This window comes from Lysinibacillus sp. EB106-09-02-XG168, assembly GCF_058791475.1.
In genome coordinates this window covers 1,520,285-1,547,043 of sequence record NZ_JBYTDN010000003.1, presented here as the reverse complement: position 1 = coordinate 1,547,043, position 26,759 = coordinate 1,520,285, and the positions used below count along the sequence as shown (strand labels likewise).

The following is a 26,759-nucleotide window of genomic DNA, read 5'->3' as shown; positions in this document are numbered from 1 at the left end:
TTCACTTGTTATGTTATCATATTGAGGTAGATAAAGGACATTCAATTTTTGCCTATAACTAATGTAAATTAGCTGTTTCCTTTAGAGCTTGTAACAAATTAGACAATTCATAAAACCGCTCTTCATCTCCTTGATCGAGAGCTTCATCAATTTGTGCGAGTAATTTTTCTTCTTGGAATACGAGTAAGCTGTTGGAAAGCAGCTCTTCTGCCAGTAAGCGATCTTTTTCACTGACAATTAGTGCTTCCGGCATATAAGGGTTTTCTTCAAGAACTGCTAAGTATTGTGCACTTGGAGGTACATTAGGAAAATTCAATTGTATATACATATCTTCATGTTCATGTAAGCGTAAATCATGAAAAGATTTCTCAGCATCTGCTGTCATTACATTACCTTTGTAGAAACGAAATGGCACACCTGTTGAGTCAACTGTTGACATTACCATTGCTCTAGGGCAATAATGAGCTTCTTCAACAAATCGAATTCGTTTTAATAACTCATCGTTGCTTAATAAGTAATTCAAAATCCATACACACTCACGACGTTTCAATTGATAATTCTTTAAAAACCATCTAACAAATGCTTTTTTATCGACAACTGATACAGAAGCAGTCATACCCACTCCCTCCTTTACTCAAATTCTAAGGTTTCTAACTTCTCTTGCCACTCTAGTTCACCAGGTTGAATAGTTATTAATTGGCCAAGTACTTCTTTTGCTTCTGAACGCTTTCCTTCTTCTAACAAGAAATAAACATATTTTTCTAAAAATGCTGCGTCTTCCTTAAAATCATTATATGCCAAACGGTAAAATTCGTATGCACGGTCGTACAATTCTAAATTTTCATATGCAACCGCAGCAAATGGGTATAATGTGCTCCATTCAAAATCATTTTTTTGCAACTCTTCAAATAATTCTATTACATCCTCATGACGCTCTTGCTGTGCCAACACAGAGATTAATGCCAATACTGCCTCCATGTATTCAGGATCTAAGGCAATAGCTTCACGAAGATGTTGTTCACCCTCATCTGGCAAACCAATTTTTAAAGCCATTTTACCTGCAAATAAATATAAGGACTTATCATATTCATCACGCTTTAATCCTTCTAGAATGGCAGCATAAGCTTTTTTATTGTCCTCCGTCATGGCATAGCTTTCAGCAAGCAATAAATAGGCAGAAAAATAATCAGGATCTAATTCTTTTAATTCTTCTAATTGTTTAATGGCCATCTCATATTTTTGTGATTGAAAGGCCGAATATGCAGCACCAAATAAAACATCTGGCTTTATTTCATCGTCAAGTGCTTTTAAATAGTAATCTAAAGCCGTTTCATAGGCAGCTCCAGCACGATACACTTCAGCAAGTCTTTCAACAAGACTTATCCCTGCAAATTCAACTTGTTGTTCATATAATTCTTCATATAGTCTCGCAGCCTCTAAAAAACGACCCGTTTCAAATAAAAGCTCCGCTTTAGCAAATTGTAATAATGGCTCGTCTGGTAATATAGATAGGGCCTCATTAATACGCATTTCTGCTACTTCGAATAATCCTTGCATTTGATAATAATCCGCTAATACTAATAATGCTTGGGGATATTCTGGAGATGTCTCCTCTATTTCTAATAAAAAATCTAGCGCTTCATCTTCAGCGCCAAGCTCCATTAAGACGTTTGCACGATCAATTTTCAACTGTGCCTCTTCTGGGAATAAAAATTGTAAATGCTCCAGTACACGGTCAGCTTCCTTCATATACCCATACTGCATAAACATTTCTGCTAGCGTATAAATTTCCTCAGGTAGCTCCTTCGTTAAAAATGATTCAAGTAGCTGTTCAATTAATGCTAAGTCTCCTTGTTCAAGTGCTTGCATCATTTCAGTCATCGCATTGTTCACAGTCATTCACCTATTCTTTCATTTATATCTTTATGCTACAAAACATTTTCTTTCGAAACAAGAAAAAACTCCCCAAAAGACTTGGAGAGTCAGGATTAATTTCGCATTGGCGTAATTTCGTCCAGATTTTGAATTGTGCCCAGGTCTGCACACGATGGCCGACACGATGTCTGCCATTTCGGTATTGGCACAGAACGTGGCATGCTTAAGACTGAGTTCCTACATTTCAGTAGGCGTTTGGTACATCCACTGAAAAGAAACCTCAACCGCAATCATCTCACCACAGTCAGAGGTAGGAGTCTTCTGCTGAATAAAGATAGACTTTACTTTACTTCCTCTATGTGCTCGAAAAACGATGGATAAGAAACTGCAATACATTCTGCATCATCTAAAGTTACAGAACCATCTGTTATTAGTGCAGCAACAGCGCCCATCATGCCTATACGATGATCACCGTAAGTTTTTAGGCGAGCACCACGTAATGGAGTTGGTCCTTCAATAATCATTCCATCCTCAGTCGCTTCAATTGAAGCACCTAGTTTTTTCAATTCATCCACTACAGCCGTTATCCGATCTGTTTCCTTCACTTTCAACTCCTCGGCATCTTTAATAATCGTTTTGCCGTTCGCCTGCGTTGCTAATAAAGCTAGAATCGGGATTTCATCGATAAGACGAGGAATAATATCTCCTTCAATTGTAGTTCCTGTTAATGCTGACGTTTCTATTGTAATTGTTGCTGTCGGCTCTGATTGGCTATCTTCATTCGGCATAACTGTTATCGAAGCGCCCATATTATGAAGCACTTCGATGATACCATCTCGTGTTTGATTAATTCCGACATTTTGTAGCGTTATTTTACTACCTTCACAAATAGCTCCTGCTACTAAGAAAAAGGCCGCTGATGAAATATCACCTGGTACAGAAACATGCGTCCCTGTTAAAGTTTGCCCTCCTTGTAATGCAATAACACCATCCACCTCGTCAACCTGTGCACCAAATTGACGTAGCATTCTCTCAGTATGATCTCGAGATACTTCCGTTTCTCGCACAATTGTAGTACCTTCAGCACGTAAACCGGCAAGTAAAATAGCTGACTTCACCTGAGCACTCGCAACAGGCATGTTGTAATCAATAGCTTGTAATGTTGTACCTTGAATAGCTAATGGTGTATATTGTCCATTTGTCCTTCCAGTAATGTGTGCACCCATTTGACGCAACGGATCAATAACACGGCGCATCGGTCGTTTTCCAATGGACGCATCCCCTGTCATTACTGAATGTACATTAGACCCTGCTAGTATCCCTAACATCAAACGCGTCGTCGTACCAGAGTTTCCTGTGTATAGTACTTCAGTGGGCTCTTGCCACCCCTCTATACCTGGACTGTCGATAGATACATTTGTTCCTTCCACGTCAATCTTCACACCAAGCTTTCGGAAGCAATCAATTGTACTCAAACAATCCTCCCCTAATAAAAATCCGTTAACTGTCGTTTTACCCGTTGCAATCGCTCCAAACATAATGGAACGGTGAGAAACAGATTTATCACCTGGAATCATTAAAGTCCCTTGTAAGGAAGGTTTATCATATTGTAATACTTTTTCACTCATCGTTTTCTTCCCCCCAATATGAAGATAGAAAGCGCCGCAATTTCGACGCTTTCTTCAAAAAATGCATTTCTTATTAAGCTTTTCTAGTCTGCCTATGAAATATATGTTTCATATTTAGCACGCTTTTGTATACACGCTGCTGCTCGTTCACGGTCACTTTCGCTTTGTAAGCTAATAACAAGGATTCCGAACACGTCCTCCCGCGACTCTACGATACGTAAATTCGTAATACTAATCGCTTCATCTGCAAGTAAGCCTGTCACCTCAGAAATAACACCCGGATAGTCAGGAACATCAACATATAAGTCAAATGATGTAAACATTGCTCCAGCACTAATCGGTAATTCATCTCTTAGCTCTTTGGCAACTGCAAAGTATTTTTCAATGTCCTCCGAGCTACCATTTAAAAGGAGCTCCTTAACACGACTCATTTCCTTTTCCCAGCCATCTAGCTGTGCAATAAGCTCATCTCGATTTTGCAAAGTAATATCTCGCCATAAAATCGGATTGGATGACGCAATCCGCGTTACATCACGGAAGCCCCCTGCAGCAAGTGAACGCGTCATCGGATACTCACCATTTTCTTCGCCTAACTGGTGCACAAGAGAAGCCGCAACTACATGTGGGAAGTGACTAACTACAGCTGTCATATGATCATGCTCACGAGCAGATACACTTACAACCTTTGCATGTGTAAACTTTAATAAGCTTTCAAGCTGTGCCATATGGACAATTTCTTCACCGGCAAGCGGTGTTAGCATATAATACGCATTTTCAAAAAGGTGAGCCTTTGCAGCTAAAACACCGCTTTTATGTGAGCCTGCCATTGGATGTCCTCCAATAAAGGTAATGCCTAACTCACGTAGTTCCCCAGCCTTTTGCATAATCCTCTTTTTTGTACTACCTGTATCTGTTACGATTACTTTATTTTTCAACGGCCATGTTTTTAATTGTTCCATCCATTCAAGTGTTGCGTTAACGGGAGTTCCAAAAATGATAACATCTACGTCGTCCGCCACTTCTTTTGGATCTGTCACAATATCATGCACAATATTTAACGTTTTCGCATGTTCACGTGTTTTCTCATCCATATCATAGCCAATAATTTTTGTCTCGGGTGCCTTTTGTAACGCTAGGGCAATTGAGCCTCCAATGAGGCCTAGCCCAATAACGAGCACTTTACGGGTCGTCATGCAAAAACTCCTTGCTCTTTTAGGACGTTTTCAAGGTGACCTAGCAACGCTTCATTTTGAGCCTCTGTTCCGATTGTCACGCGGATAAACCCAGGTAATCCTAACGCATTTCCACTACGGATGATAAAGCCTCGTTTCATTAGCTCATTGAAAACAACATCGCTATCGGCATTCGTATTAAAGAAAATAAAGTTCGTATCAGACGGGAAGTATTGCAAATTATGCTTTTCACAAAATTCAACATATTGTTTTTTACCTTTTTCATTTGCTTCTCGGCAAGCCTTTATAAAATCTTGATCACTTAAAGCGATTGTCGCAACCGCTTGGCTTAGAATTGTATTATTAAATGGCGATCTTACGGGATCTAGTTTAGCAATCACGTCTGGTTGCCCAATTGCATAACCAACTCGGAAAGAAGCAAGACCATATGCTTTTGAGAATGTACGCAACAATAGTACATTTGGAAACTCGTCAATAATAGGTAGAGTATCTTTGTGACCAGGATGTGTTACGTATTCGATGTAAGCTTCATCTAATACTACTAGCACATCACTTGGTACTTTAGCTAAAAATGCTCGTAATTCAACATCTGATATCACAACACCTGTTGGATTATTTGGACTACAAACCCAAACGACCGATGTGTTTTCATCAATTGCCGCTATCATTGCTGCTAGGTCATGTGTACCTTCGATACAAGGGATTTTACGTACCTCCGCGCCTTCTATTGCAGCATTGTGCCAGTATTGAGAGAAGGATGGGTCTGCCATCACTGTGTTTACACCTGGATACAACAATGCACGAGTAATAATCGCAATGATATCGTCAGAGCCGTTACCAAAAAGAAGCTGTGTTTCTTTGACACCTAGATAAATTGCAACAGCTGTACGTAAATTTTGCGCATAGCCATCTGGATAGATAGCATGATTTACTGAATTATTTTGTAAATAAGCAGTTACCTTAGGTGAGCACCCAAATGGGTTTTCATTAGATGCTAATTTTACGACTTCTTGTAAGCCATATTCTCGTTGTACTTCTTCAATTGGTTTTCCAGGCTTATATGCTTGCATACCGTCCAGTTGTTGTTTCCATTTCATCTTAAACATCTCCTCTAATTATTTAGCTTGGGCTAAATCTGGTCTTAATTTCACTGCATCATTGAGATACAAGTGTTTTACATCTTTTTGTGCCACTTCTACATTCGCATGTATTAATACACGAATACAAAGTGGCAATGCGTTCGGCACGTCCATTTCATGCGTACACATGACAGGTACATATTGCCATCCGTCCATTAACCGTACAGCACGTGCAGGAAATGCTGACGTAATATCAGGTGTTGTGGAAATTAGTATGGAAGCAATATCATCTACTTCCACATTATTTGCTGTTACTACTTCACGCACTAATCTCGCTGTCTCATCCCATACAAGCTCTGGCCTGTCAGATTCAATTGTAATTGCTCCTCTAAGTCCACGAATCATACAAGCACCTCCGCTAATAGCTGTCGGAATTCGGTGTCTACTTCTCTGCATTCTGCTAAATCAATTGGTTGTACGAAAGGTTTACCAATTTCATCCAATAACACAAATTGTAAAATACCATACTCCGCTTTCTTATCTTTCATTAAATATTCTGTTAACTGGTCAAAAGTATACATTTTCACCGAGTCAAATGGATAGCCATTCTTCACTGCAAAATGCAAAAATGCTGTAGTGAAGTTACGGTCTAATTTTCCATATCTTTCACTTAATAATAAACAATACACGAGTCCAATCATTACAGCCTCGCCATGCGCTACTTTTCCATAACCAGCTGCCGCTTCAATGGCATGACCATAAGTATGACCTAAGTTTAAAAATTTCCGTACGGATTGCTCGGTTTCGTCCTCTGCTACTATTTGCGCTTTTACTGCAATTCCTTTTCTAAGCTGCTTTGCTAATTCTTCTGTGCTGAAATGAATAACTGTCTCTACAGCCATTAATTCCTCTAACCACGCTGCATTCGAAATCATTGCATGCTTGATCACTTCTGCTGTTCCTGAACGTACTTCACGCTCAGGTAAGCTGTCGATAAATATAGTATCGTAAATGACTCCCTCAGGTTGATAAAACGCACCAATCATATTCTTTCCTAGTGGATGGTTAATAGCTGTCTTACCGCCTACCGCCGAGTCATGTGCTAAAATCGTTGTTGGAATTTGAATAAACGGCACCCCACGCATATATGTGGCAGCAACAAAGCCTGTTAAATCACCTACAGCACCCCCACCAAATGCAAAAACAAATGATTTACGTGAGCATTTTTGTTCAAGTAAAAACGTTTGTGCTGCAAAGTATTGTTCGAAGGTTTTACATGCCTCACCACCTGGTAAGACAAAGACTTCAAAATGATAAGGGAAATTAGCTATGAAATAATCTCCTTGAGCTGCCCACACATTAGCATCCGTAAAAACAATCAGTTTATCGGCTTTTTGAAGCTGATCATCAAATTCTTTTACTGCTTCTGCCAAAAAATTATGACCAATGACAACCTCATATTGATGTGATTTCGTCGCTACTGGTACTCGCATAAATTAGAACCCCTTTGTAGATCGACGATGTTCGTCGATTTGAGCTTTTAGTTGTGGTAATTGATCGCTATGGAATTGTTCTACAATCGCATTCGCTATTTCCCAGGCAATAACGTGCTCAGCAACAACTGATGCTGCTGGAACTGCACAGCTATCAGAGCGTTCTACACTAGCTTTAAATGGCTCTTTCGTTTCAATATCAACACTTTGTAACGGTTTATATAATGTAGGAATTGGCTTCATTACACCACGGACAACAATTGGCATTCCAGTAGACATTCCACCTTCTAAGCCGCCAAGTCGATTCGTAGCACGTGTATAACCTTCTTCCTCTGACCAAATAATTTCATCATGGACTTCAGAGCCTTTACGGCGTGCCATTTCAAATCCTATTCCAAATTCAACACCTTTAAATGCATTGATAGATAACATGGCAGCTGCTAATTTCGAATCTAGCTTTCGGTCATAATGAACATAAGAACCGACACCGGCTGGCATTCCTTCTACAATGACTTCAACAACACCACCAATTGAGTCTCCTGCTTTTTTCGCTTCATCGATTGCTGCCACCATTTTTGCGGAAGCCTCTGGGTCAACGCAATAGCAAGGATCAGCTTCAACAATTGCACGAATTTCATCTGCTGTTTTCCCTTCTACTAAGGAAGTGTCTGCTTTAATACCAATGATTTCTGTTACATGTGCCACAATGGAAATACCTAATTCATTTAAAAGCGCTTTTGCAACAGAACCTACAGCTACACGAACTGTTGTCTCACGCGCTGAAGAACGCTCTAACACGTTACGTAAATCACGGTGTCCATATTTCATGCCTCCTACTAAATCTGCATGTCCTGGACGAGGACGTGAAATTTGACGTTTAATATCTTCAGGATTCACATCTTCTGCTAATGGTTCTGCTCCCATAATTTTTGTCCAGTGCTTCCAGTCATCATTCGTGACTACTAGCGCTACGGGAGAACCAAGTGTTTGTCCATGACGAACACCAGCAACGATATCTACTGTATCCGTTTCGATTTGCATACGGCGACCTCGCCCATGTCCTCCTTGACGACGCTTTAAATCGTGGTTAATTTTTTCTGCTGTAATCGGTAAGAGCGATGGTAAACCTTCAATAATTGTTGTTAATTGGGGGCCATGTGACTCTCCCGCTGTTAAGTAACGCATAAACACTTTCTCCCTTCAACTCGCTAAAGTATGTATTTTTCACTATAACATATATTCTCTAAAAAAACAGTCCTTTTGCAAATGTCTTTCAAGACTCGTTTCAATTGCTTATAAATTCTGAATTACCTATCAACTTAATCTGTTTTAAATTAGAATATTCTGAACGATATACATAAAAAAATCTCCACTAATTATTAATCTTCACCAACCATGCTTTTACGATAACTAATAAAAAATACGCTTTTTGCTTATGGCAAAGCGAAAAGCGTACGATTCATCTATGTCTAAAGCTTTTTAAAAATATGTACATGCTATTTATACTGCCTTCTGTACGAATGCTTTTCTCATATTATTAACTAGGTTCTTCTATAGAAGAATGTATCCTCGACTTCAAACTCATAACGAGATGGGTTAAAAATTTGCTCAGTAGATCCAACAAATAAAACCCCATCCTTGCGCAATGCTTTACTAAAATTCGTATAAATCTGATCCTTCGCTTCTTCAGTAAAATAAATCATCACATTGCGGCAAACAATTAAATCATAATTAGACTCGTAATTGTCATTTAGTAGATTATGCTTCTTAAACGTCACACAACGTTTAATCTCATCCTTGACCCTATAAAAGGAACCTTCTTGCTCGAAATACTTAGCTTTAATATCACTCGGCACTTCTGCTAATGATCGCTCTGGATACACACCTAATTTCGCCTTTTGAATGACATTCTCATCTAAATCAGTAGCAATAATTTGAATTTGAGATAATGGCACTAGCTGAGATAATACCATAACTAAAGAATAAGGTTCTTCACCTGTTGAACAAGCAGCACTCCAAATTTTTAAACGCTTATTAGATTGCAGTAATTTCGGAAATATTTTTTTCTGTAACACTTCCCAACGTTTCCCATTGCGATAAAATTCGGAAACATTGATCGTCATGCGATCTAAAAACTCATTCATTAAATCACGATCTTGTTCAAGTGACTTTAGAAAGTCCACAAAATTACGATATCCTTTTTTCTCATACAGAGATGTTAATCGTCTTTTCATTTGCGCTTCTTTATATAGTGCTAAATCTATTCCTGTTTTGCGCTTTATACCTTCTATAAACTGTTCATAATCAGACATCCGGTCTTCTTCCCCTCTAGCATCGTATTTCCATTATAGCGGAAAAGTGCCATTCCTGAAATACTCTTTCACATGTAATCCAAGTTACTTAGTTGAGTTTTGTTTTTCCTCTAATAATAACACTTTGGATTGCTCTAATTCTAGACGTAATTTTTCTGTTTCCATCGTATATGTTTCTAGTCTTAGCTTCTCTAGCTCTACTTCTTTCTCAATAGCCTTTAATTTAATTTTTTGGTTTTTTGTAAGTGTATCTGTAAAAATACCTGTTAAGGCAATAACTACTCCTCCAATAATCGCAACCGTCGCTATCAATACATCCACATCCTCTCATTAATAATAATTATACGGTAAAATAAAAAAAATAGTTTCATTTTTCTTTTCATTCTTCCATTAATTTAGCAAAAATATCCCATTAGTTGTATCCTGTTCTTGGATAACGCCTTTGTGAGATAACACCCTTATGCCTCTAGCTTCTACGGATATTCGAAAGGGTCCATCCATGGAAGATATCCCCATATTTTAGACGTAAAAAATGAAGGCAGTTAGTTACCACCTTCAAGTTTCAGGATCCTAAACCTCTAGACGGTAGTCCTTTAAATCTTCTCGCAATTTTACCTTCATGAACTTTCCTACAGAAGTTTTAGGTATCTCATTTAAAAATACAACATCATCAGGAATCCATGTTTTATGGAATTGCGATTGTAAATCTTCTAGTAGCTCTGATTTCGTAATGGAATCTTTAAATTCAGGCTTCGATACAACACACGCTAGAGGTCGTTCTATCCATTTTTCGTGAGGAATAGCTATAACAGCTGCCTCCAACACTTTAGGATGTGACATTAAGGCATTTTCAAGGTCTACCGAAGAAATCCATTCTCCACCACTTTTTATTAAATCTTTCGTACGATCTGTAATTTTAATATAACCATCTACTGTCACTACAGCAATATCACCAGTGTAGAGCCAGCCATCTTTAAAGGCTTCATTTGTTCGTTCATCGTTATAATACTCAGCAGAAATCCATGGACCCCTAATTGTCAATTCACCCATTGTTTTGCCGTCCCAAGGTACTTCACCGCTTTCATTGACTACACGTGTTTCAATGAGTGGTACTGTTATTCCCTGCGTAGTACGAACATCCATTTTTTCATCCAACGTATAATCTTGCATATGTGTTAAATACGTCGATATACTAACAAGTGGCGATGTCTCGGTCATACCGTAGCCCGTCATACAAGGAATTTTAAGCTCCTCCTCAAAACCACGAACTAAACCGTTCGGCGACGCTGAACCACCACAAACAATCAACCGTATTGAAGACAAATCACGAGGATTTTTACGTTGCTCCTGTAAAAGCCCAAGCCAAATTGTAGGTACTCCTGCAGTCAGCGTTACCTTATATGTTTCAAATAAATCAAGTAATAGTTGTGGTGTAAACATTGGCCCAGGGAGCACCTGTGTAGCACCAAATAATACACCCGCAAACGGAAATCCCCACGCATTCGCATGGAACATTGGTACGACAGGTAATACAACGTCTGTCTCGCTAATAGCTATACTATCAGAAAGTCCTGCTGCCATCGTATGGAGGACAATACTACGATGAGTATACACAACACCCTTTGGCATTCCTGTAGTTGCGCTTGTGTAACACATACCAGCAGCTGTATTTTCATCTAAATCATCTGGGAATTTAAAATCTTCATTCGCCTCTTCAAGTAATGCCTCATAAGACAGAGCATTCGGTAGTGGGATATTTTCTAGCACAATATCATCTCCCATTACGATAAAGTACTTGACTGTTTTAAGCTGAGAGACAATTGGTGCAATAAGTGGAACTAAATTATCATCAATTAGTAATATTTCATCTTCTGCATGATTAATAACATAAGCAATATGCTCAGACGCTAATCGAATATTAATCATATGCAATACGGCTCCTGCACATGGCACTGCAAAATATGCTTCTAAATGGCGGTGGTGATTCCAAGAGAAGGTACCTACCTTCATCCCTCTCTCCATTCCCAGCTTTGTAAGGGCATCTGCTAGTTTACGAGTTCGTTTTACATATTCTTTATAAGTAAACTCGTGAATTGTTGTAGGGCTTGTCCGCGAATATATTTTTTTCGCATGGAAAAATCGTTCTGCTCGATCCAAAAAACTTGTTAATAATAAAGGTGTATCCATCATATGCATAACAACGCTCCCCTTTGTTTATATAATTTTTGAATCGTCCAAGGCTTCTGCTGCTACCAAGAATTACAGTCGAAATAAGCTAATTCTTCGCCTCTCTATCCGTAGACAAGCACCTTTTCACGAAAGCTACTAACAGGAAAATGGTTTTAACCTTCGTCATTCTTTCTGGCTAATTTAGCAGAAATCAACCACCTTAATGATCCCTCTTACCTTGGCTGCAAGCGAATCGCGCCGTCCAAGCGGATGACTTCACCATTTAACAAACCATTTTGGATAATACTTTCGACCAGCAACGCATATTCTGTTGGTTTTCCAAGTCGTTTAGGGAAAGGCGTCATTTGAGCAAGTGCTGTTCTTGCTGGCTCTGGTAGCGACGCAAACATTGGTGTTTCTATTAAGCCTGGAGCAATCGTCATAACACGTACACCGATTTCAGCAAGCTCTCGAGCAATCGGCAACGTCATAGCTGCCACACCACCCTTTGAGGCACTATATGCCGCTTGTCCTATTTGCCCATCAAACGCCGCCACAGATGCAGTATTAATAATAACGCCACGCTGACCATCCTCGTTTTGCTCATTCAGTTGCATCTTCTCGGCCGCTAGACGAATTACATTAAACGTACCAATTAAATTGACAGAAATCACCTTTTCAAATAACCCCAGAGCATGTACACCACGCTTTGAAAGTACTTTACTTGCATCAGCAATTCCGGCACAATTCACTGTGACATTAATGGAGCCCAATGTTGTTACTGCTTGCTCAAGCCCTGCCGCTACATCAGCTTCTTTTGTCACATCAACGCGTGCATATTGGACATTCTCCCCTAACTCCTCTACTAGTGCATGTCCTCGCTCGTCATTAAGATCAAAAATAACTGCTTTGCCACCGTTAGCAACAATTCTACGAACTGTCGCCTCCCCTAAACCAGATGCTCCCCCTGTCACAACTGCTTTTACTTCATTCATCAAACACACCCCTTTTACATTTTTTCAATGATAGTAGCGTTCGCCATTCCCATACCTTCACAAATTGCAAGTAAGCCATAATGTAAATTTTCTCGTTCCATTCTGTATAGCATCGTTGTTAACAGTTTTGTGCCCGTCGCTCCTAGTGGGTGCCCTAAAGCAATTGCTCCACCATCTGGATTTAACTTATTTGGATCTGCTCCTATTTCATGCAACCAAACAAGTGGTACTGGCGCAAAAGCTTCATTTACTTCATACGTGTCAATTTCCTCGATCGTAAGACCTGAACGTTCTAGTGCTTGTCTAGTTGCCTCAATTGGACCAGTTAGCATTAACGTCGGATCTGAGCCAACAACAACTCTTGTAACAATTTTCGCAAGCGGGCGGATGCCAAGCTCTTCGGCCTTTTCTAAAGACATAATAACTACAGCTGAGGCACCATCACTCATTTGACTTGCATTACCGGCTGTTATCACACCATCTTCCTGGAAAACGGTTTTTAATCCATTTAATTTATCAACTGTCGTTTCTGCCCGTGGTCCCTCATCAACAGAAAACATTGTCACCGTGCCGTCTTCTTGCGTAACTTGGACAGGCAGTATTTCCTTTTTAAAACGGCCTGCCTCAATTGCACCTAATGCTCGTCTATGACTATTGTAAGCAAAGTCATTGAGCTGCTCCTTCGACAAGTTCCATTTTTTTGCTATTTTTTCGGCTGATAACCCTTGATGAATAATTGTATAATTGTCTTGTAATCGTTTACCCGCGTGGGCACCCTTCATGTTAGAACCCATTGACACCCTCGTCATGCTTTCAACTCCACCAGCAATAACAATGTCCATATCGCCTGCTAATATAGCCTGTGCAGCGAAATGAACAGCTTGCTGACTAGAGCCACATTGACGATCAATTGTAACACCTGGTACACTCTCCGGAAAGCCTGCCATTAATAGGGCCGTACGGGCTATATTTGCCCCCTGTTCAGCAGTTTGCGTCACACAGCCAAAAATAACATCCTCTACCTGATCCTTATTGATACCTGCTCGTTGTACCACTTCTTGTAGTACATCTGCCGCTAAGTCATCAGCTCGAACATTGCTTAATGCCCCTTTACTTCTGCCAACTGCTGTACGAACAGCTGATACAATTACCACTTCTCTCATCAAAAAACCCCTTTGCACTGTCGATTCTCTCATTTCCTATCATCCAGTGTATTTAGATGCTATGAAATATATTCTTGATTATTAAGCTATCAAAAACTATAATTATCAGAATATTACATCTTTTATTTTACATGACAAAGAAGTATTTAACAATTCTATATGGATTTAGAAAATTTCCATCACTGATTTTATAGGTTTATTTTTTGGTTATAGCCTTCTATTTATTAAGTAAACGCAGTCCATTTTCTGAGCAATAAAAAAAGCAATCTCAAATTGAATTGAGATTGCTTAATCTATTTGCAAATTCAATTATGCCTTAGCATAATTGTCATCTCACTAAGTCGGAGATAAACGCTGAAAGAAATTAAACTAAATCTTCACCGAAGAATAAGCCGATTTCACGCTCAGCAGAAGCAAGTGAATCAGAACCGTGAATGATGTTGTGAGAAACAGTTGTTGCATAGTCACCACGGATTGTACCTGGGTTAGATTCTTCAGGTTTAGTTGCTCCCATCATTGTACGAGCTAGCTTAATTACGTTTTCGCCTTCCCATACCATAGCGAAAACAGGACCAGAAGTGATGAAATCAACTAATTCACCAAAGAATGGACGCTCAGCATGCTCAGCGTAGTGCTTTTCTGCTAATTCTGTAGGAATTACCATTAATTTAGCACCTTTCAATACAAAACCGCGACGTTCAAAACGATCTACGATATCTCCTACTACTTGACGTTCTACGCCATCAGGCTTAACCATTAAAAAAGTTTTTTCGATTGCCATGTTTAAAACACTCCTTAAATTCGTATAACAGGTTTTACACCTACCGATAAATATTAACAAAAAATCGGGCTTTGTACAACAAAAAGCTAGAATTTACGCTTACCCATAAATAAAGCGACATCACGTAGTTTTTTCTTGACGGGATGTTTTGGTAATGCATCTATTTCCTGTAATGCCTTTTTCAAATATTTATCACTCATTTTATTAGCTTGCTCAATCGCGTCGGATTTACGCACATAACGTAACATATTTTGACGTTCTACCTCTGTCAAAGTACCTGCAAATACTTTTGCCAAATAAGGTTCCATTCCAGGATCATCTTTTAACAATAGAATCGGTAATGTAATATTCCCCTGCAATAAATCACTACCGGCTGGCTTCCCTAATTCTTTATCTGTTGCCATTATGTCTAAAACATCATCGATAATTTGGAAGCTCATGCCTACAAAATAGCCGAAGCGCTTCAAATGTCTCACTGTTTTTGGATCGACACCTGCTGCTACTGCACCAAGTTCACAACTAGAAGAAATCAGTAATGCCGTCTTGCGTTTGATTCGTCTAAAATAATCCTTTAAGCCTTGATCTAATCTAAATTTATCTTCAATTTGAATGACTTCACCGTTACAAATTTCCACCATCGTACGTGCTAAAATTTGATGAACTAATGGGTCTTCAAGCTTTGTAATATATTCAAGTGCACGCGCAAAAATAAAATCGCCCGTGTACATTGCAACTCTATTATTCCATTGTGATTTGACAGTCGGGCGTCCTCTTCGCATATTGGAATCATCAATTACATCATCATGCACAAGTGATGCCATATGAATAAGCTCTACTGGCACGGCTACATCCTTCATCTTTTCGATATTATAGTCGCCAAATTTCGCGCCAAGCAACACAAAAATTGGTCGTATCCGTTTACCACCAGCTTGCAATAAATGGAGAGAAGCATCATTGATCAAACCTGAAGAAGAGTTCACTGCTCTTTCTAATTCTTTTTCAATGATTTCGATATCTGATTTCAAATCGGAATAGAGTAGTTTTAACTTCATCTTTTCCACTTGTGAAAACCTTCCCCCATTAACGTACCTTCTTAAAGCCCATATGCATTGCCGCAGCACCGCCACTGTATGCTTTGTACGTTACTTTTTCTAAACCTGCCTGTTCAAACATTGCCGCTAACTTCTTCATACCTGGGAAATCATTTGCTGATTCCTGTAACCAAGAATATTCTTTAAAGCTTTTCGCAAATATTTTACCAAATACCGGCATTATATATTTAAAATAAAAACGGAATAATTGTCGATAGCCGGGAATTTCAGATTGAGATGTTTCTAAACAAACAACCAGTCCCCCAGGTTTTACAACACGATTCATTTCCTTTAAAACTTGTAAATAATCTGGTACATTGCGAAGCCCAAAACCAATTGTTACATAATCAAATGTATTGTCTGGGAAAGGTAATTCCATAGCATTTCCATGTATTAGTTCAATTTGTGGGTATGGCTTTACTTTTTGCTCGCCAACCTTCAGCATGTTTTTACTGAAGTCTACCCCTTTTACTTCTCCGCTTTCACCAACTGCTTCAGCTAAGGCAATTGTCCAATCTGCCGTACCACAGCAAACATCCAGTGCTTTCGCTCCAGGTTTTACTGCCATACGCTTCATCGTATCATTGCGCCAACCAACATGCATCTGGAAGCTAATAACACCATTCATTTTGTCATAGCTTTGCGAAATACTTTCAAATACTTCGTGCACGTGCTCTTCTTTCGTTTTAGCCATTTCGAAAAACCTCTCTTATCCATTAGTAGAAGCAATGGATGCCTCTACATGTGCTTGTAGAGCTTGCTTTACATCACCTTGTAAAAATGATGCCTCATCTATCACCTGTAACAGCTCTGTTTTTAATTGCACAATTTTATCCTGTATAACGTTGCCATAGGTCACTCCTGAATGTCTCGCACTTTCTTCAAGAACCCTACTCATTAACGTTACTTGTCCACGTTGATATGTCGCCCATTCTCTTTCTAAACGCAAGATTAATAAGCTCTTTTCCACAATTGGAATATAGTTACCAAACGAATAGAGCTCAAAAAATTTTGAGATTAATCCCGATTCAATGTTAGTTATTGAAGCATACCATTGTTCGAGTGTTCGTTTTTCTGCCTCATATACTTTAATTTGGTGCTCACAACGTTGTACAATTCCTTGCGACAAATTTCTAATCAATGCGACATTTCCCGACTTCGCTAAAATCTCATAATAACGACCACTATAAAAGTCCCCAGCTAAAACGGTTAGCTGCTGCTCTTTTGATGTGGCATTTAATTCTTTAATATGATCGTGCGCCGCTAAAGCTACGTACACAATCCCAACCGAGATTGCAGCTTCTCTTTCCTCTTGTTGCCACTCTTCACCATTCAAAAAGGGAACTAACAAGTAAAATAATTGATTTTCATCGAGCACAGGCACTCCTGTGTATTTTTGCAAAGTTCTATGACGAACATCCATGAAAATCTCTGTTTTTAATTGTGCAATTGAATTTTGAATGTATGTTGCATTCATAGACCTTACTCCATTTCACTTTCAAATACGTTAGCCACTTCATGGATCTAACGCTTGCTTACTGAGTCATTATAGCACACGCGACGATTCCGAATAAAAATTTTTTGCTTTATTCAACATGATAGACAGTAGAGCTTCCCCAATCAAATATGCCTCGGCATAATCAATTCCGGAATCGGCTTTGTGCCTAGTCCTGCACGAGGTCCAACACGACAATCATTTCAGTAATGCCACAGGGCGTGGTTTTTTACTGATACAGGTCAGTTAGCCGTTATCACATGAATGCGATGACCTAAGGGCTAACAGCGTGTATTGAACTCCATTCCGATTTCATGACATCCGCCGGAGGCTTTAACGTTTCTGTTCCTGCCGTTGCACTTTCGCTACATAAAACATTTGAAGCTGACGCTTTGCTTTCGCTACATAAAACATTTGCTGAAAGAAGTTAAAAACAGTTTTACACATTTAGTCGATTTATATGTGCATCACTAATTTGCCATCAACACAAATCCATTTTTAAAGCACTTCTGCCTGTCATTGTTCTTCTTTACTTTTTCGTTTCGCTATTTATAACACCATGAGCTGTATGAATCTGTGCTTTCCCACGAATTTTCACGGCGGATGTATGTTCAGTAAATTGAGCAATCATAACTTCGCCTGCATCTAATTTTTCAGAATGATGGAACTTTGTATCTGTACCTCGAGTTAAACCGATTACATGCACGCCATCTTCCTCTGCTTGAATAACAATATAATCTTGTGACATTGTCTTTACACTCCTTAAATCCGTCAAATTCTTAGTCCATCATAACATAATTAGACATGCATATTAAGACATTTGAATAAATGATAAAACTTCTCTACGTTTTACTTCATCTTCTTCGTAAATACCACGTGCAACCGATGTAACAGTTTTAGATCCAGGCTTCTTAAGCCCTCGCATCGTCATACACATATGCTCCGCCTCAATCACTACATAAACACCTTTCGGTGAGAGCATTTCCATAATTGTCTCTGCCACTGATGAGGTAATACGTTCTTGTAATTGCGGACGACGAGCAATAGTTTCTACTGCGCGTCCTAATTTACTTAGTCCTGCAACAATTCCATCATTTGGTATGTATGCGACATGCGCTTTTCCGTAAAAAGGCACTAGATGATGCTCACACATCGAATAAAACGGAATGTCCTTTACAAGTACTAATTCCTCATGGTCTTCATGAAACACTGTTTTAAAATAATCTTTTGCGTCTTCATGTAAGCCACTAAACATTTCTGCATACATTTTTGCTACACGTTTTGGTGTATCGAGTAAACCTTCACGATTTACATCTTCGCCTACCGCCTCTAATATCATTTTTACTGCTTCTTCTATTTTCAATAAATCAACATTCGACATCCGTAAAAACCCTCCTGCGTATCAATACATTACACATTTCATTATGCATCGTAGCATATCCAAAAGGTAAGCGCAAAATGACTTACTTGATTCAAAAGAAATTCAACACTATATAAGCAAAATCGCTACTTCACACTTACTAATTAGTAGTATATTTTGTAAATTTTAGCTCATCACAATGACGTCAGGTTGACCATCCCACAAGGCACTTCTTCTTTCTCGAGGAGTCGTGCTGACAGTTTTTTCTGCGAAAGGTCATGACAAATGTGATGATTTTAGCATTCGTCCACCTACTCGCTTGCATTCCAGTGACAGTGATCCTCTAAGGAGATGCCCTATCTCCACCAACCTACTAAATATATCTACAAGTTTCAAAAAATAGATCTCGACTTTCATCGATAGACCTAAATTGTGCATAGGAAATCTATATTGCTTACACTGACGTTTATGTGATCTTTCTATGTACAGTTATCTATGCAACACTCGCTGAAATAAGTTAAAAAGAGCAGCCTCCATGTTCATATACATGAAGACTGCTCTATGTAACTACTAGACGTGTATTATTTTACAGCATCTTTAAGCGCTTTACCTGGTTTGAAAGCAGGTACTTTGCTAGCAGCGATTTCGATTTCTTTACCAGTTTGTGGGTTACGACCTTTACGAGCCGCACGTTCACGTACTTCAAAGTTACCAAAACCAATTAATTGTACTTTGTCACCCTTTGCAAGAGCATCTTGAATTGTATCAAATACAGCTTCAACTGCTTTAGAAGCGTCTTTTTTAGAAAGACCTGCAGCTTCAGCAACAGAGTTTACTAATTCTGTTTTATTCACACCATTCACCTCCTCTCAAAGGGTCATGAACCAATTCTGTAAAAAGATTAACACATAGAAAACCGCTACGCAACTGTATTCATTCATGATTATAACCAAAAAATTAGTTTTTCACCCAAAAAACAAAAATAACAGGACTTTTCGCATAAAAACGAAAAGACCTGTAGTATTTTTTTGCGTTTTATTTCACTTTTTATCACTACAAAATAAATGTAACTAATCCTCTATCGCCTTCGTTCACCATACGTTCAATTGTTTGTCGCATCCGTTTTTTAGCTGTATTTGGAACTGCATCCATTTTATAGCGTATCCCTTCTTTTAACACTTCATGTAACGGAGTTCCAAAAAGCTGCGTGTTCCATAAAGCTTCACGATCATGTAAATAAGCATGATTTAAATCTTTAAGCAATTGTTGACTATGGAATTCTGAGCCTATTAGTGGCGCGAATTCTGATTCCATATCTACACGAATGATATGATATGATGGTGCTTTTGCCTTCATACGAACACCAAAAAAGTTATTTTGTTTAATGAGCTCTGGTGCTGTCGGCTCAAACTCCTGCATCATTGGCAATGTGACACCATAACCAGTCGAATCTGCTTCATTAATTGCACTTTTAAAGCGTTTTTGTGCCTCTTTTGCTTCTGCAGCCTCTTTAATAAAGACTAGCCAATCTCTCTTCGTCTCAATTGGTTCTTCCAGCCATTCATTACAAACGGACTTATATAGCTCGCTTTGTAATGATACTCGAATGACCGCAGTTCCAATACCAGCATCCACATGTACCACTTCACTTTGATCAATAAAATCAATGGCTTTAAAAGCATCTGACGCCTGCTGCACATCTCTAATTTTCATAATAGATGACAACACTTCTTCCATCGAATCAATTAGTGCAACATTTAATGGGTGTGTTGCCTCTAAAACATCTAACCAATCTGGTTTTTCCACCTCAATTGTTCGAATTGGAAATTCAAATAATGCTTCTTGCAAAATATACTGAATATCAGATGCGCGCATTTGATCAATCGAAATAGCAATTACTGGAACATTATAGCGTTCAAATAACTCATTTCGAAGCTGCACCGTTTCCTCCCTTGCCGGCATTTGGCAATTTAATACAATAACAAAGGGTTTTCCAATATCCATTAATTGCTCTACAATTTCCTCTTCAGCCTTCTCTGCTGCACGACGACTTATACCATTGACCGTGCCATCTGTTGTTACAACAATTCCAATATTGGCATGGTCACGAATTACTTTATCCGTGCCTATTTTCGCCGCTTCCTGGAAAGGGATAGGCTCTGTATGCCAAGGTGTATGCACAAATTTCGGACCATTTTCATCCTCATAGCCCTTTGTACCGTCAATGACATAACCAACGCAATCTGCTAAACGAATTTGGAATGTCATTTCATCTTCACCGACCGCAATACGTGTTGCTTGGGCAGGCACAAACTTCGGCTCAGCAGTCATTATGACTGGCCCCGGCGAGCTTTGTGGCAACTCGTCTTGTGCTCGCATTCTTTCTGTTTCATCCACAATATTTGGTAACACGACCGATTCCATAACCTTTTTTACAAATGTTGATTTACCTACACGTACTGGACCGACAACACCAATATAAACATCGCCATTTGTGCGCTCTGCAATTTCTCTAAATACTGCTTCACTCAAGGTTTCTGCCTCCTTTATCTACGCTTTTTCACTATATGCGAGCGGTTAGATAAATATGAAAAGCCCCTCACAAATGTAAGGAGCTTATTGACTAATCTTTTTTATTTTTGGATTCATACTCTTGAATTAATTTTTCTCTAGCTTTTTTTGCGTCACTATTATAGGCGTCCATAAAATAAATCGGCTCACCTTTTTCATCTACTGTATATGGTAAAGAATAAGCTGGCACTACTGGATATTTATCGATAAGTAGCTGACGAATATCATCTCCAGGTTTTACATCAGGCTTTTCTTCTTTTAATAGTTGCCCTAAATCTACTGAATAGTCGACATGCATTTCGCCATCGCCTGTCATAAATATTGGTAATTCGGCACCTGAATAGGGGCTCTTCACAGTTACATCTGTTTTATAGCCCAATTTTTCAAAGTTAATTTGAAATACATTATCAGAAGAAACACCCTTTATCGGTAAATATTCGGTTGAAAGTTTACGAATATTAATTTCACGAATTCGCTCTGCGGCATTTAAATCTACCAATTTTACTTTAGCTTCATTTTCAGGATCCCAAATAACATACTGGAAAATCCCTCCCTTTTCATAAGCATTCCCAGGAATTTGCGCAAGATATTTAGGCATTAGTTTTTCAAAATCAATTAAATATTTTATATATATATCTGTGTCTAGCTCGCTATTTTTAATTGGAACTAGTCCACCAGTTGCTTCGCGGTATTCATCAACCGCACGCTGAACCGCCGCTAAATTATCAGCATCCGGCACTACTTTCGCCCTTTTCTCGTCTTCTGGATATGCACAACCTACTAAAAGTACAGCGGTTACAATTGCCAAAAGAAAAGCACTTAGTTTTTTCATGTCACTTCCACCTCATCATTTTTATGCTGGCCATGTGGCTACAATTAGAACCATTAAAAAAGTGCCAAGTCCAAACAGTATGTATGCAATTAAATTTACGATTGTACGTAAAAAAACGTTCGAAATCTTATTACGACCGAGATAAATTAAAGCAATAGATATAATCAAAAAGCCAATACAATAAAACGATACCCACATTATATCAAGCGCAGGTAAATGTGCTAACGGACCCATTTAAAACAACCACCTTTCTATAACGTCACGAAACAATCAAAATATATTATACTATGTGCTTTCGCTAAAAAGAAATAGTTGTCCAATAACTATCAATCAATTATGCCTCGGCATAATTGCGTCCGGAATCGGCTTTGGGCCAACAAATGTTTGTTGTGCGAAAGCGCAGTGCTAACGTAGCGTCAGCAAAGGGTTATACCTGTGCGTAAGCGAAGCGTCAGCAACAACATGATGTTGGTCACTCAGTCATTGCCACAGGCCGTGGCGTTCTTAGACTGAATTCCTTTATTTTAGCAGGTGTTTGGACACCCGCTGAAAAGTAGCTTAAAACCGCATCATACCACCTAAAGAGGTAGGAGACTTTTGCTAGAAGTTAAATGGACAACCTGTATAAAATAATTAATTAACAGCACACAATAAGGCGTCTCAGATATTCTCTGAGACACCTTATTTATGTCCATTTTATGACAAAACTAATCAAATAGATTAGGTATATCGATTAACCTTATTTATCCAATTCCATTAATTTAATATATCATGTCATCAATTTCTCGCTTTTTCATACGCATCATTAATGTATCAACCGCTATTTTTGGTTCGATATTATTAAATAGAACACTATAAAGCTCCGCTGTGATTGGCATAGCAACGTCATATTTCTCTGCTAGCTGATAGGCCGCTTTTGTTGTGCGTACCCCCTCAACAACCATGCCCATTTGATCGAGTACCTCTGGTAGTTTCATTCCTTGCCCCAATAAATTACCTGCGCGCCAATTACGAGAGTGTACACTTGTACATGTTACAATTAAGTCCCCCATGCCTGAAAGTCCTGAAAATGTAAATGGATTCCCTCCCATTTCAACACCAAGACGTGAAATTTCAGCTAAGCCTCGAGTAATAAGTGCCGCTTTGGCATTATCACCATAATTTAAGCCGTCTGAAATACCTGCCGCTAATGCAATTACATTTTTTAATGCGCCACCTATTTCTACGCCAATCACATCTTTGCTTGTATAGACACGGAAATATTGGTTCATAAATAAATCCTGCACTTTTTCTGCTGCTTCAATGTTTGCACATGCTGCTGTAACCGTTGTCGGGTGGTGTAAGACAACTTCCTCCGCATGACTTGGACCCGAAAGTACAACAACTTCTTCTACAAATTTTGCAGGTAGACTTTCTTCTAAAATTTCTGAAATCCGTTTTAATGTATCGGGCTCAATTCCCTTCGATACATGCACAAACAGTATTTTTTTATCAAGTGTTGCGCACATTTTTTCACATACTTCTCGAATAGCCTTAGTTGGCACCGCTACGATAATTGTTTCCGAATGAGCAACTGCCTTAGCAATATCACTTGTCGCATACAAATTTGTCGGTAGTACTGTTTCAGGTAAATACTTCCTATTAGTATGCAAGTTGTTTATTTCTTCTGCTTGATCTGTTCGATGAGTCCATAGAAGTGTATCATGCCCATTTTCTGCAAGCACCATCGCAAGTGCTGTACCCCACGAGCCTGCTCCTAACACACAAACTTTTTCCATTCAAAATCCTCCCTTGTTAAGAAAAACAATTCACTCTTTTTAGTTACGAAAAATGCTACAGAAAATTATACTTTGCTCTTTTGTAAAAAGACGCCACCCAACAATATTGTCGGGCTGGCGTATTGTATGTGTATATTTTTCCTAAGCACGAGCACGGGAAATTAATCGAATTGGCGTTCCTTCAAAATCAAATGTTTCTCGGATACGGTTTTCTAAAAATCGTTCATAAGAGAAATGCATTAGCTCTGGTTCATTAACAAATACGACAAATGTCGGTGGCTGGATCGCAACTTGGGTAGCATAGTAGATACGAAGACGGCGTCCTTTATCAGCTGGTGCTGGGTTACGTGCCACAGCATCCTCAATCACCTCATTAAGGATAGATGATTGAATACGCATTGCATGGTTTTCACTTACACGTTGTATAATCGGTAAAATTTGATGTACACGCTGCTTTGTATTGGCCGATACAAAAATAATCGGTGCATAGTCTAAGAATAAGAAATGCTCACGGATTTGCTGTGTAAAGACGTTCATTGTTTTTTCGTCTTTTTCAATAGCATCCCATTTATTAACTACGATGACAACAGCTTTTCCTGCTTCATGCGCATAGCCTGCAATTTTTTTATCTTGTTCTTGAATGCCTTCTTCTGCATTTAGAACGACTAAAACAACATCAGAGCGTTCAATTGCACGTAACGCACGTAATACAGAGTATTTCTCTGTCGTTTCGTATACTTTCCCTTTTTTACGCATACCTGCCGTATCAATAATGACATATTCCTGACCATCATACTCATACGGCGTGTCAATAGCATCTCGAGTAGTCCCTGCGATATTACTCACAATAACGCGGTCTTGGCCTAAAAATGCATTTACTAATGAAGATTTCCCAACATTTGGACGACCAATTAACGAGAATTTAATAACCTCTTCTCCATATTGCTCTTCATCTTCCTTAGGGAAATGATTGGCACATTCGTCCAATAAATCCCCTAAGCCTAAGCCGTGAGAACCGGAAATTGGCCAAGGCTCTCCAAAGCCAAGCGCATAGAAATCATAAATCATTTCGCGCATGTCCGGGTTATCAATTTTATTAACTGCTAAAACGACCGGTTTTTTTGTTTTGTATAAAATTTTAGCTACTTGCTCATCAGCAGCTGTTACACCTTCACGACCATTTGTCATAAAGATAATAACGTCCGCTTCATCAATGGCGATTTCCGCTTGTTGACGAATTTGTTCTAAAAACGGCTCGTCCCCAATCTCAATACCACCTGTATCAATAATATTAAAGTCATGTGTTAACCACTCTGCCGAACTATAAATACGGTCGCGTGTAACGCCTGGAATATCTTCCACAATCGAGACACGTTCTCCAACGATACGATTAAAAATCGTCGACTTACCTACGTTCGGACGACCTACGATGGCTACTACTGGTTTCGTCATCTGTACTTCATCCTTCCAACTTCTTGTCTTTCGCTATTATACACGAAAAATGCCATTATATCATATCATATCCATGAATGTGCGCGCTATGTACCGTTCTTTAAGTCTATTTAGAAATTTTTATATCATTTCGGCTGAGCTGTTTGAATGTTCGATGTGATGTAATTATCTTCGAGTCTGATTTATTCTATCCGTTATACTTTGATTGTTCTTTCCGTCGCTTTGGCTTTTCTATACGTTTCCTCCATAAAAAAAGCGAGGATACAAACTGTATCCTCGCTTGTCAAGTTTATTTAAAGTTTTTCAGCTTATCGCCAATGACATCACCGAAAGAGAAACCTGTGTTTTCTTCTGGTAATTCATAGTCGATTACTTCCTCTGCCTCAGGATTTTCAAGTAAATCTTTAATGCTTAATGCTAAACGGCCATCTTCAGCATTTACGTCAAGCACTTTCACCTGTACCTCTTGTCCTTCTTTTAAAGCTTCATGAGGCGTATTAATGTGCTTATGCGCGATTTGCGAAATATGCACTAAACCTTCTACACCTGGGAAAACTTCCACAAATGCTCCGAAAGAAGTAAGACGTTTTACTTTTCCATCTAACACTGTACCTTTAGCTGCACGCTCTTCAATGTTCGACCAAGGACCAGGAATCGTCTCTTTAATAGATAACGAAATACGCTCATTTGCTGGGTCTACAGAAAGGACTTTCACCTTTACCTCTTGTCCTTCTGATAAAACCTCACTCACATCACTCACATGCTCATGAGACACTTGCGAAATGTGCACAAGGCCATCAATACCACCAAGGTCAATAAAGGCACCAAATGATGCAATACGCTGTACTTTACCGTCTAAAACATCGCCAGTTTTAATTTGGTTAATAACATCTTTCTTTTGAGAAGCTTTTTCAGCTTCCACTACAGCACGATGTGATAAAATCAAGCGATTTTTTTCTTTATCAAGCTCAACAATTTTAAAGTTTAGAGACTTACCTTTATAGTCTTCAAAATCATCAACAAAGTAGTCTTCTACTAGGGATGCTGGAACGAAGCCACGTACCCCTAAATCTACGACAAGACCACCCTTAACAATATCTTTTACTTCCGCTTCGAAAATTTCCTCAGCGTTGAATTTTTGCTCAAGTGTATCCCATGCTTTTAAAGCATCTACTTTACGTTTTGATAATACATAGTTTTCTTCTTCAACTTTTGTAATCATCAACTCCAACTCATCTCCGGCAGAAATGACGTCAGACGCTTTTTCGATGTGTAAGCTTGATAATTCACTTATCGGTACAATACCGTCAAATGGTGCACCTGGGATTGAAACAGTTACCGCTTTTTCATCAACTTGCTCAGCAATACCTTTGACGATATCACCTTCGTTAAACGTTTGTTCTACATTGTTCATTTCTTCAGACATATGTAACCCTCCTTCGCATCTTCCCTTACTATTTTATTCGATATTGAAGACAAAGACAAAAATAAA

The 26,759-nt window shown here is 38.9% G+C and carries 26 protein-coding genes; all 26 read right to left on the bottom strand.

Annotated elements, in window-relative coordinates:
- Positions 1–58 precede the first annotated feature (58 nt).
- Positions 59–616 (bottom strand): ReoY family proteolytic degradation factor, encoded by a 558-nt coding sequence (locus AC3WSO_RS08265; protein ID WP_079559925.1) that lies wholly within the window; start codon positions 614–616, stop codon positions 59–61.
- Between the two features lie 14 nt (positions 617–630).
- Positions 631–1,899: a tetratricopeptide repeat protein gene (locus AC3WSO_RS08260; RefSeq protein ID WP_349661198.1), complete on the bottom strand. Its 1,269-nt coding sequence runs from the start codon at positions 1,897–1,899 to the stop codon at positions 631–633.
- A 317-nt stretch (positions 1,900–2,216) separates the two neighbouring features.
- Positions 2,217–3,503 carry a 3-phosphoshikimate 1-carboxyvinyltransferase gene (aroA, locus tag AC3WSO_RS08255; protein ID WP_492530165.1) on the bottom strand — a complete coding sequence of 429 codons (1,287 nt, stop codon included), beginning with the start codon at positions 3,501–3,503 and terminating at the stop codon, positions 2,217–2,219.
- 92 nt (positions 3,504–3,595) lie between these two features.
- Positions 3,596–4,696, bottom strand: a complete 1,101-nt coding sequence (locus AC3WSO_RS08250) for a prephenate dehydrogenase (RefSeq protein ID WP_386827877.1) — start codon at positions 4,694–4,696, stop codon at positions 3,596–3,598.
- On the bottom strand, positions 4,693–5,793 hold the full coding sequence (gene hisC / locus AC3WSO_RS08245) for a histidinol-phosphate transaminase (RefSeq protein ID WP_492530164.1): 1,101 nt from the start codon (positions 5,791–5,793) through the stop codon (positions 4,693–4,695). Before hisC ends, AC3WSO_RS08250 begins: the two co-directional genes overlap by 4 nt.
- An 18-nt stretch (positions 5,794–5,811) precedes the next feature.
- Positions 5,812–6,180, bottom strand: a complete 369-nt coding sequence (gene aroH / locus AC3WSO_RS08240) for a chorismate mutase (RefSeq protein WP_386827875.1) — start codon at positions 6,178–6,180, stop codon at positions 5,812–5,814.
- Entirely contained in the window at positions 6,177–7,268 is a 1,092-nt protein-coding gene (aroB, locus tag AC3WSO_RS08235) for a 3-dehydroquinate synthase (protein WP_492530163.1), read from the bottom strand. Before aroB ends, aroH begins: the two co-directional genes overlap by 4 nt.
- A 3-nt stretch (positions 7,269–7,271) precedes the next feature.
- Positions 7,272–8,453 carry a chorismate synthase gene (gene aroC / locus AC3WSO_RS08230; RefSeq protein ID WP_492530162.1) on the bottom strand — a complete coding sequence of 394 codons (1,182 nt, stop codon included), beginning with the start codon at positions 8,451–8,453 and terminating at the stop codon, positions 7,272–7,274.
- 356 nt (positions 8,454–8,809) lie between these two features.
- The gene (locus AC3WSO_RS08225) at positions 8,810–9,580 is read right to left on the bottom strand and encodes a CheR family methyltransferase (RefSeq protein WP_492530161.1); all 771 of its coding nucleotides are present in this window, start codon (positions 9,578–9,580) and stop codon (positions 8,810–8,812) included.
- A gap of 84 nt (positions 9,581–9,664) precedes the next feature.
- Positions 9,665–9,901, bottom strand: a complete 237-nt coding sequence (locus tag AC3WSO_RS08220) for a hypothetical protein (RefSeq protein ID WP_492530160.1) — start codon at positions 9,899–9,901, stop codon at positions 9,665–9,667.
- 249 nt (positions 9,902–10,150) lie between these two features.
- Complete coding sequence (locus AC3WSO_RS08215; protein ID WP_492530159.1) at positions 10,151–11,776, bottom strand: long-chain fatty acid--CoA ligase; 1,626 nt, start codon at positions 11,774–11,776, stop codon at positions 10,151–10,153.
- Between the two features lie 206 nt (positions 11,777–11,982).
- Positions 11,983–12,744 (bottom strand): 3-hydroxyacyl-CoA dehydrogenase, encoded by a 762-nt coding sequence (locus AC3WSO_RS08210; protein ID WP_492530158.1) that lies wholly within the window; start codon positions 12,742–12,744, stop codon positions 11,983–11,985.
- 14 nt (positions 12,745–12,758) lie between these two features.
- On the bottom strand, positions 12,759–13,907 hold the full coding sequence (locus tag AC3WSO_RS08205) for a thiolase family protein (RefSeq protein ID WP_492530157.1): 1,149 nt from the start codon (positions 13,905–13,907) through the stop codon (positions 12,759–12,761).
- Between the two features lie 364 nt (positions 13,908–14,271).
- Positions 14,272–14,688 carry a nucleoside-diphosphate kinase gene (gene ndk / locus AC3WSO_RS08200; RefSeq protein WP_132359254.1) on the bottom strand — a complete coding sequence of 139 codons (417 nt, stop codon included), beginning with the start codon at positions 14,686–14,688 and terminating at the stop codon, positions 14,272–14,274.
- An 86-nt stretch (positions 14,689–14,774) separates the two neighbouring features.
- Positions 14,775–15,749, bottom strand: a complete 975-nt coding sequence (gene hepT, locus AC3WSO_RS08195; protein WP_492530156.1) for a heptaprenyl diphosphate synthase component II — start codon at positions 15,747–15,749, stop codon at positions 14,775–14,777.
- A 19-nt stretch (positions 15,750–15,768) separates the two neighbouring features.
- Entirely contained in the window at positions 15,769–16,473 is a 705-nt protein-coding gene (locus tag AC3WSO_RS08190) for a demethylmenaquinone methyltransferase (RefSeq protein WP_492530155.1), read from the bottom strand.
- 15 nt (positions 16,474–16,488) lie between these two features.
- Complete coding sequence (locus tag AC3WSO_RS08185) at positions 16,489–17,256, bottom strand: heptaprenyl diphosphate synthase component 1 (RefSeq protein ID WP_492530154.1); 768 nt, start codon at positions 17,254–17,256, stop codon at positions 16,489–16,491.
- Between the two features lie 547 nt (positions 17,257–17,803).
- The gene (gene mtrB, locus AC3WSO_RS08180) at positions 17,804–18,022 is read right to left on the bottom strand and encodes a trp RNA-binding attenuation protein MtrB (protein WP_197141420.1); all 219 of its coding nucleotides are present in this window, start codon (positions 18,020–18,022) and stop codon (positions 17,804–17,806) included.
- A 63-nt stretch (positions 18,023–18,085) separates the two neighbouring features.
- Positions 18,086–18,655, bottom strand: coding sequence for a GTP cyclohydrolase I FolE (gene folE, locus AC3WSO_RS08175; protein ID WP_079559906.1), 570 nt, complete (start codon positions 18,653–18,655; stop codon positions 18,086–18,088).
- A 560-nt stretch (positions 18,656–19,215) separates the two neighbouring features.
- Complete coding sequence (locus AC3WSO_RS08170; RefSeq protein ID WP_004232618.1) at positions 19,216–19,488, bottom strand: HU family DNA-binding protein; 273 nt, start codon at positions 19,486–19,488, stop codon at positions 19,216–19,218.
- A 199-nt stretch (positions 19,489–19,687) separates the two neighbouring features.
- Positions 19,688–21,166, bottom strand: coding sequence for a stage IV sporulation protein A (gene spoIVA / locus AC3WSO_RS08165; protein WP_492530153.1), 1,479 nt, complete (start codon positions 21,164–21,166; stop codon positions 19,688–19,690).
- A gap of 91 nt (positions 21,167–21,257) precedes the next feature.
- Positions 21,258–22,037 carry an LptM family lipoprotein gene (locus AC3WSO_RS08160; RefSeq protein WP_492530152.1) on the bottom strand — a complete coding sequence of 260 codons (780 nt, stop codon included), beginning with the start codon at positions 22,035–22,037 and terminating at the stop codon, positions 21,258–21,260.
- Positions 22,038–22,058: 21 nt separating this feature from the next.
- Positions 22,059–22,271 (bottom strand): DUF2768 domain-containing protein, encoded by a 213-nt coding sequence (locus AC3WSO_RS08155; protein WP_492530151.1) that lies wholly within the window; start codon positions 22,269–22,271, stop codon positions 22,059–22,061.
- Between the two features lie 527 nt (positions 22,272–22,798).
- Positions 22,799–23,815 (bottom strand): NAD(P)H-dependent glycerol-3-phosphate dehydrogenase, encoded by a 1,017-nt coding sequence (locus tag AC3WSO_RS08150; RefSeq protein ID WP_492530150.1) that lies wholly within the window; start codon positions 23,813–23,815, stop codon positions 22,799–22,801.
- A gap of 141 nt (positions 23,816–23,956) precedes the next feature.
- Entirely contained in the window at positions 23,957–25,267 is a 1,311-nt protein-coding gene (der, locus tag AC3WSO_RS08145; RefSeq protein WP_492530149.1) for a ribosome biogenesis GTPase Der, read from the bottom strand.
- Between the two features lie 289 nt (positions 25,268–25,556).
- On the bottom strand, positions 25,557–26,693 hold the full coding sequence (gene rpsA, locus AC3WSO_RS08140; RefSeq protein ID WP_492530148.1) for a 30S ribosomal protein S1: 1,137 nt from the start codon (positions 26,691–26,693) through the stop codon (positions 25,557–25,559).
- Positions 26,694–26,759: the final 66 nt, after the last annotated feature.

Excerpts from the sequence above, each read along its gene's own strand:
- AC3WSO_RS08265 (WP_079559925.1), bottom strand. The coding sequence starts at position 616 with ATGACTGCTTCTGTATCAGTTGTCGATAAAAAAGCATTTGTTAGATGG.
- AC3WSO_RS08260 (WP_349661198.1), bottom strand. The coding sequence starts at position 1,899 with ATGACTGTGAACAATGCGATGACTGAAATGATGCAAGCACTTGAACAA.
- aroA (WP_492530165.1), bottom strand. The coding sequence starts at position 3,503 with ATGAGTGAAAAAGTATTACAATATGATAAACCTTCCTTACAAGGGACT.
- AC3WSO_RS08250 (WP_386827877.1), bottom strand. The coding sequence starts at position 4,696 with ATGACGACCCGTAAAGTGCTCGTTATTGGGCTAGGCCTCATTGGAGGC.
- hisC (WP_492530164.1), bottom strand. The coding sequence starts at position 5,793 with ATGAAATGGAAACAACAACTGGACGGTATGCAAGCATATAAGCCTGGA.
- aroH (WP_386827875.1), bottom strand. The coding sequence starts at position 6,180 with ATGATTCGTGGACTTAGAGGAGCAATTACAATTGAATCTGACAGGCCA.
- aroB (WP_492530163.1), bottom strand. The coding sequence starts at position 7,268 with ATGCGAGTACCAGTAGCGACGAAATCACATCAATATGAGGTTGTCATT.
- aroC (WP_492530162.1), bottom strand. The coding sequence starts at position 8,453 with ATGCGTTACTTAACAGCGGGAGAGTCACATGGCCCCCAATTAACAACA.
- AC3WSO_RS08225 (WP_492530161.1), bottom strand. The coding sequence starts at position 9,580 with ATGTCTGATTATGAACAGTTTATAGAAGGTATAAAGCGCAAAACAGGA.
- AC3WSO_RS08215 (WP_492530159.1), bottom strand. The coding sequence starts at position 11,776 with ATGCATATGATGGATACACCTTTATTATTAACAAGTTTTTTGGATCGA.
- AC3WSO_RS08210 (WP_492530158.1), bottom strand. The coding sequence starts at position 12,744 with ATGAATGAAGTAAAAGCAGTTGTGACAGGGGGAGCATCTGGTTTAGGG.
- AC3WSO_RS08205 (WP_492530157.1), bottom strand. The coding sequence starts at position 13,907 with ATGAGAGAAGTGGTAATTGTATCAGCTGTTCGTACAGCAGTTGGCAGA.
- ndk (WP_132359254.1), bottom strand. The coding sequence starts at position 14,688 with ATGGCAATCGAAAAAACTTTTTTAATGGTTAAGCCTGATGGCGTAGAA.
- AC3WSO_RS08190 (WP_492530155.1), bottom strand. The coding sequence starts at position 16,473 with ATGGCTAAAACGAAAGAAGAGCACGTGCACGAAGTATTTGAAAGTATT.
- AC3WSO_RS08185 (WP_492530154.1), bottom strand. The coding sequence starts at position 17,256 with ATGAATGCAACATACATTCAAAATTCAATTGCACAATTAAAAACAGAG.
- mtrB (WP_197141420.1), bottom strand. The coding sequence starts at position 18,022 with ATGTCACAAGATTATATTGTTATTCAAGCAGAGGAAGATGGCGTGCAT.
- folE (WP_079559906.1), bottom strand. The coding sequence starts at position 18,655 with ATGTCGAATGTTGATTTATTGAAAATAGAAGAAGCAGTAAAAATGATA.
- AC3WSO_RS08160 (WP_492530152.1), bottom strand. The coding sequence starts at position 22,037 with ATGAAAAAACTAAGTGCTTTTCTTTTGGCAATTGTAACCGCTGTACTT.
- AC3WSO_RS08155 (WP_492530151.1), bottom strand. The coding sequence starts at position 22,271 with ATGGGTCCGTTAGCACATTTACCTGCGCTTGATATAATGTGGGTATCG.
- AC3WSO_RS08150 (WP_492530150.1), bottom strand. The coding sequence starts at position 23,815 with ATGGAAAAAGTTTGTGTGTTAGGAGCAGGCTCGTGGGGTACAGCACTT.
- der (WP_492530149.1), bottom strand. The coding sequence starts at position 25,267 with ATGACGAAACCAGTAGTAGCCATCGTAGGTCGTCCGAACGTAGGTAAG.
- rpsA (WP_492530148.1), bottom strand. The coding sequence starts at position 26,693 with ATGTCTGAAGAAATGAACAATGTAGAACAAACGTTTAACGAAGGTGAT.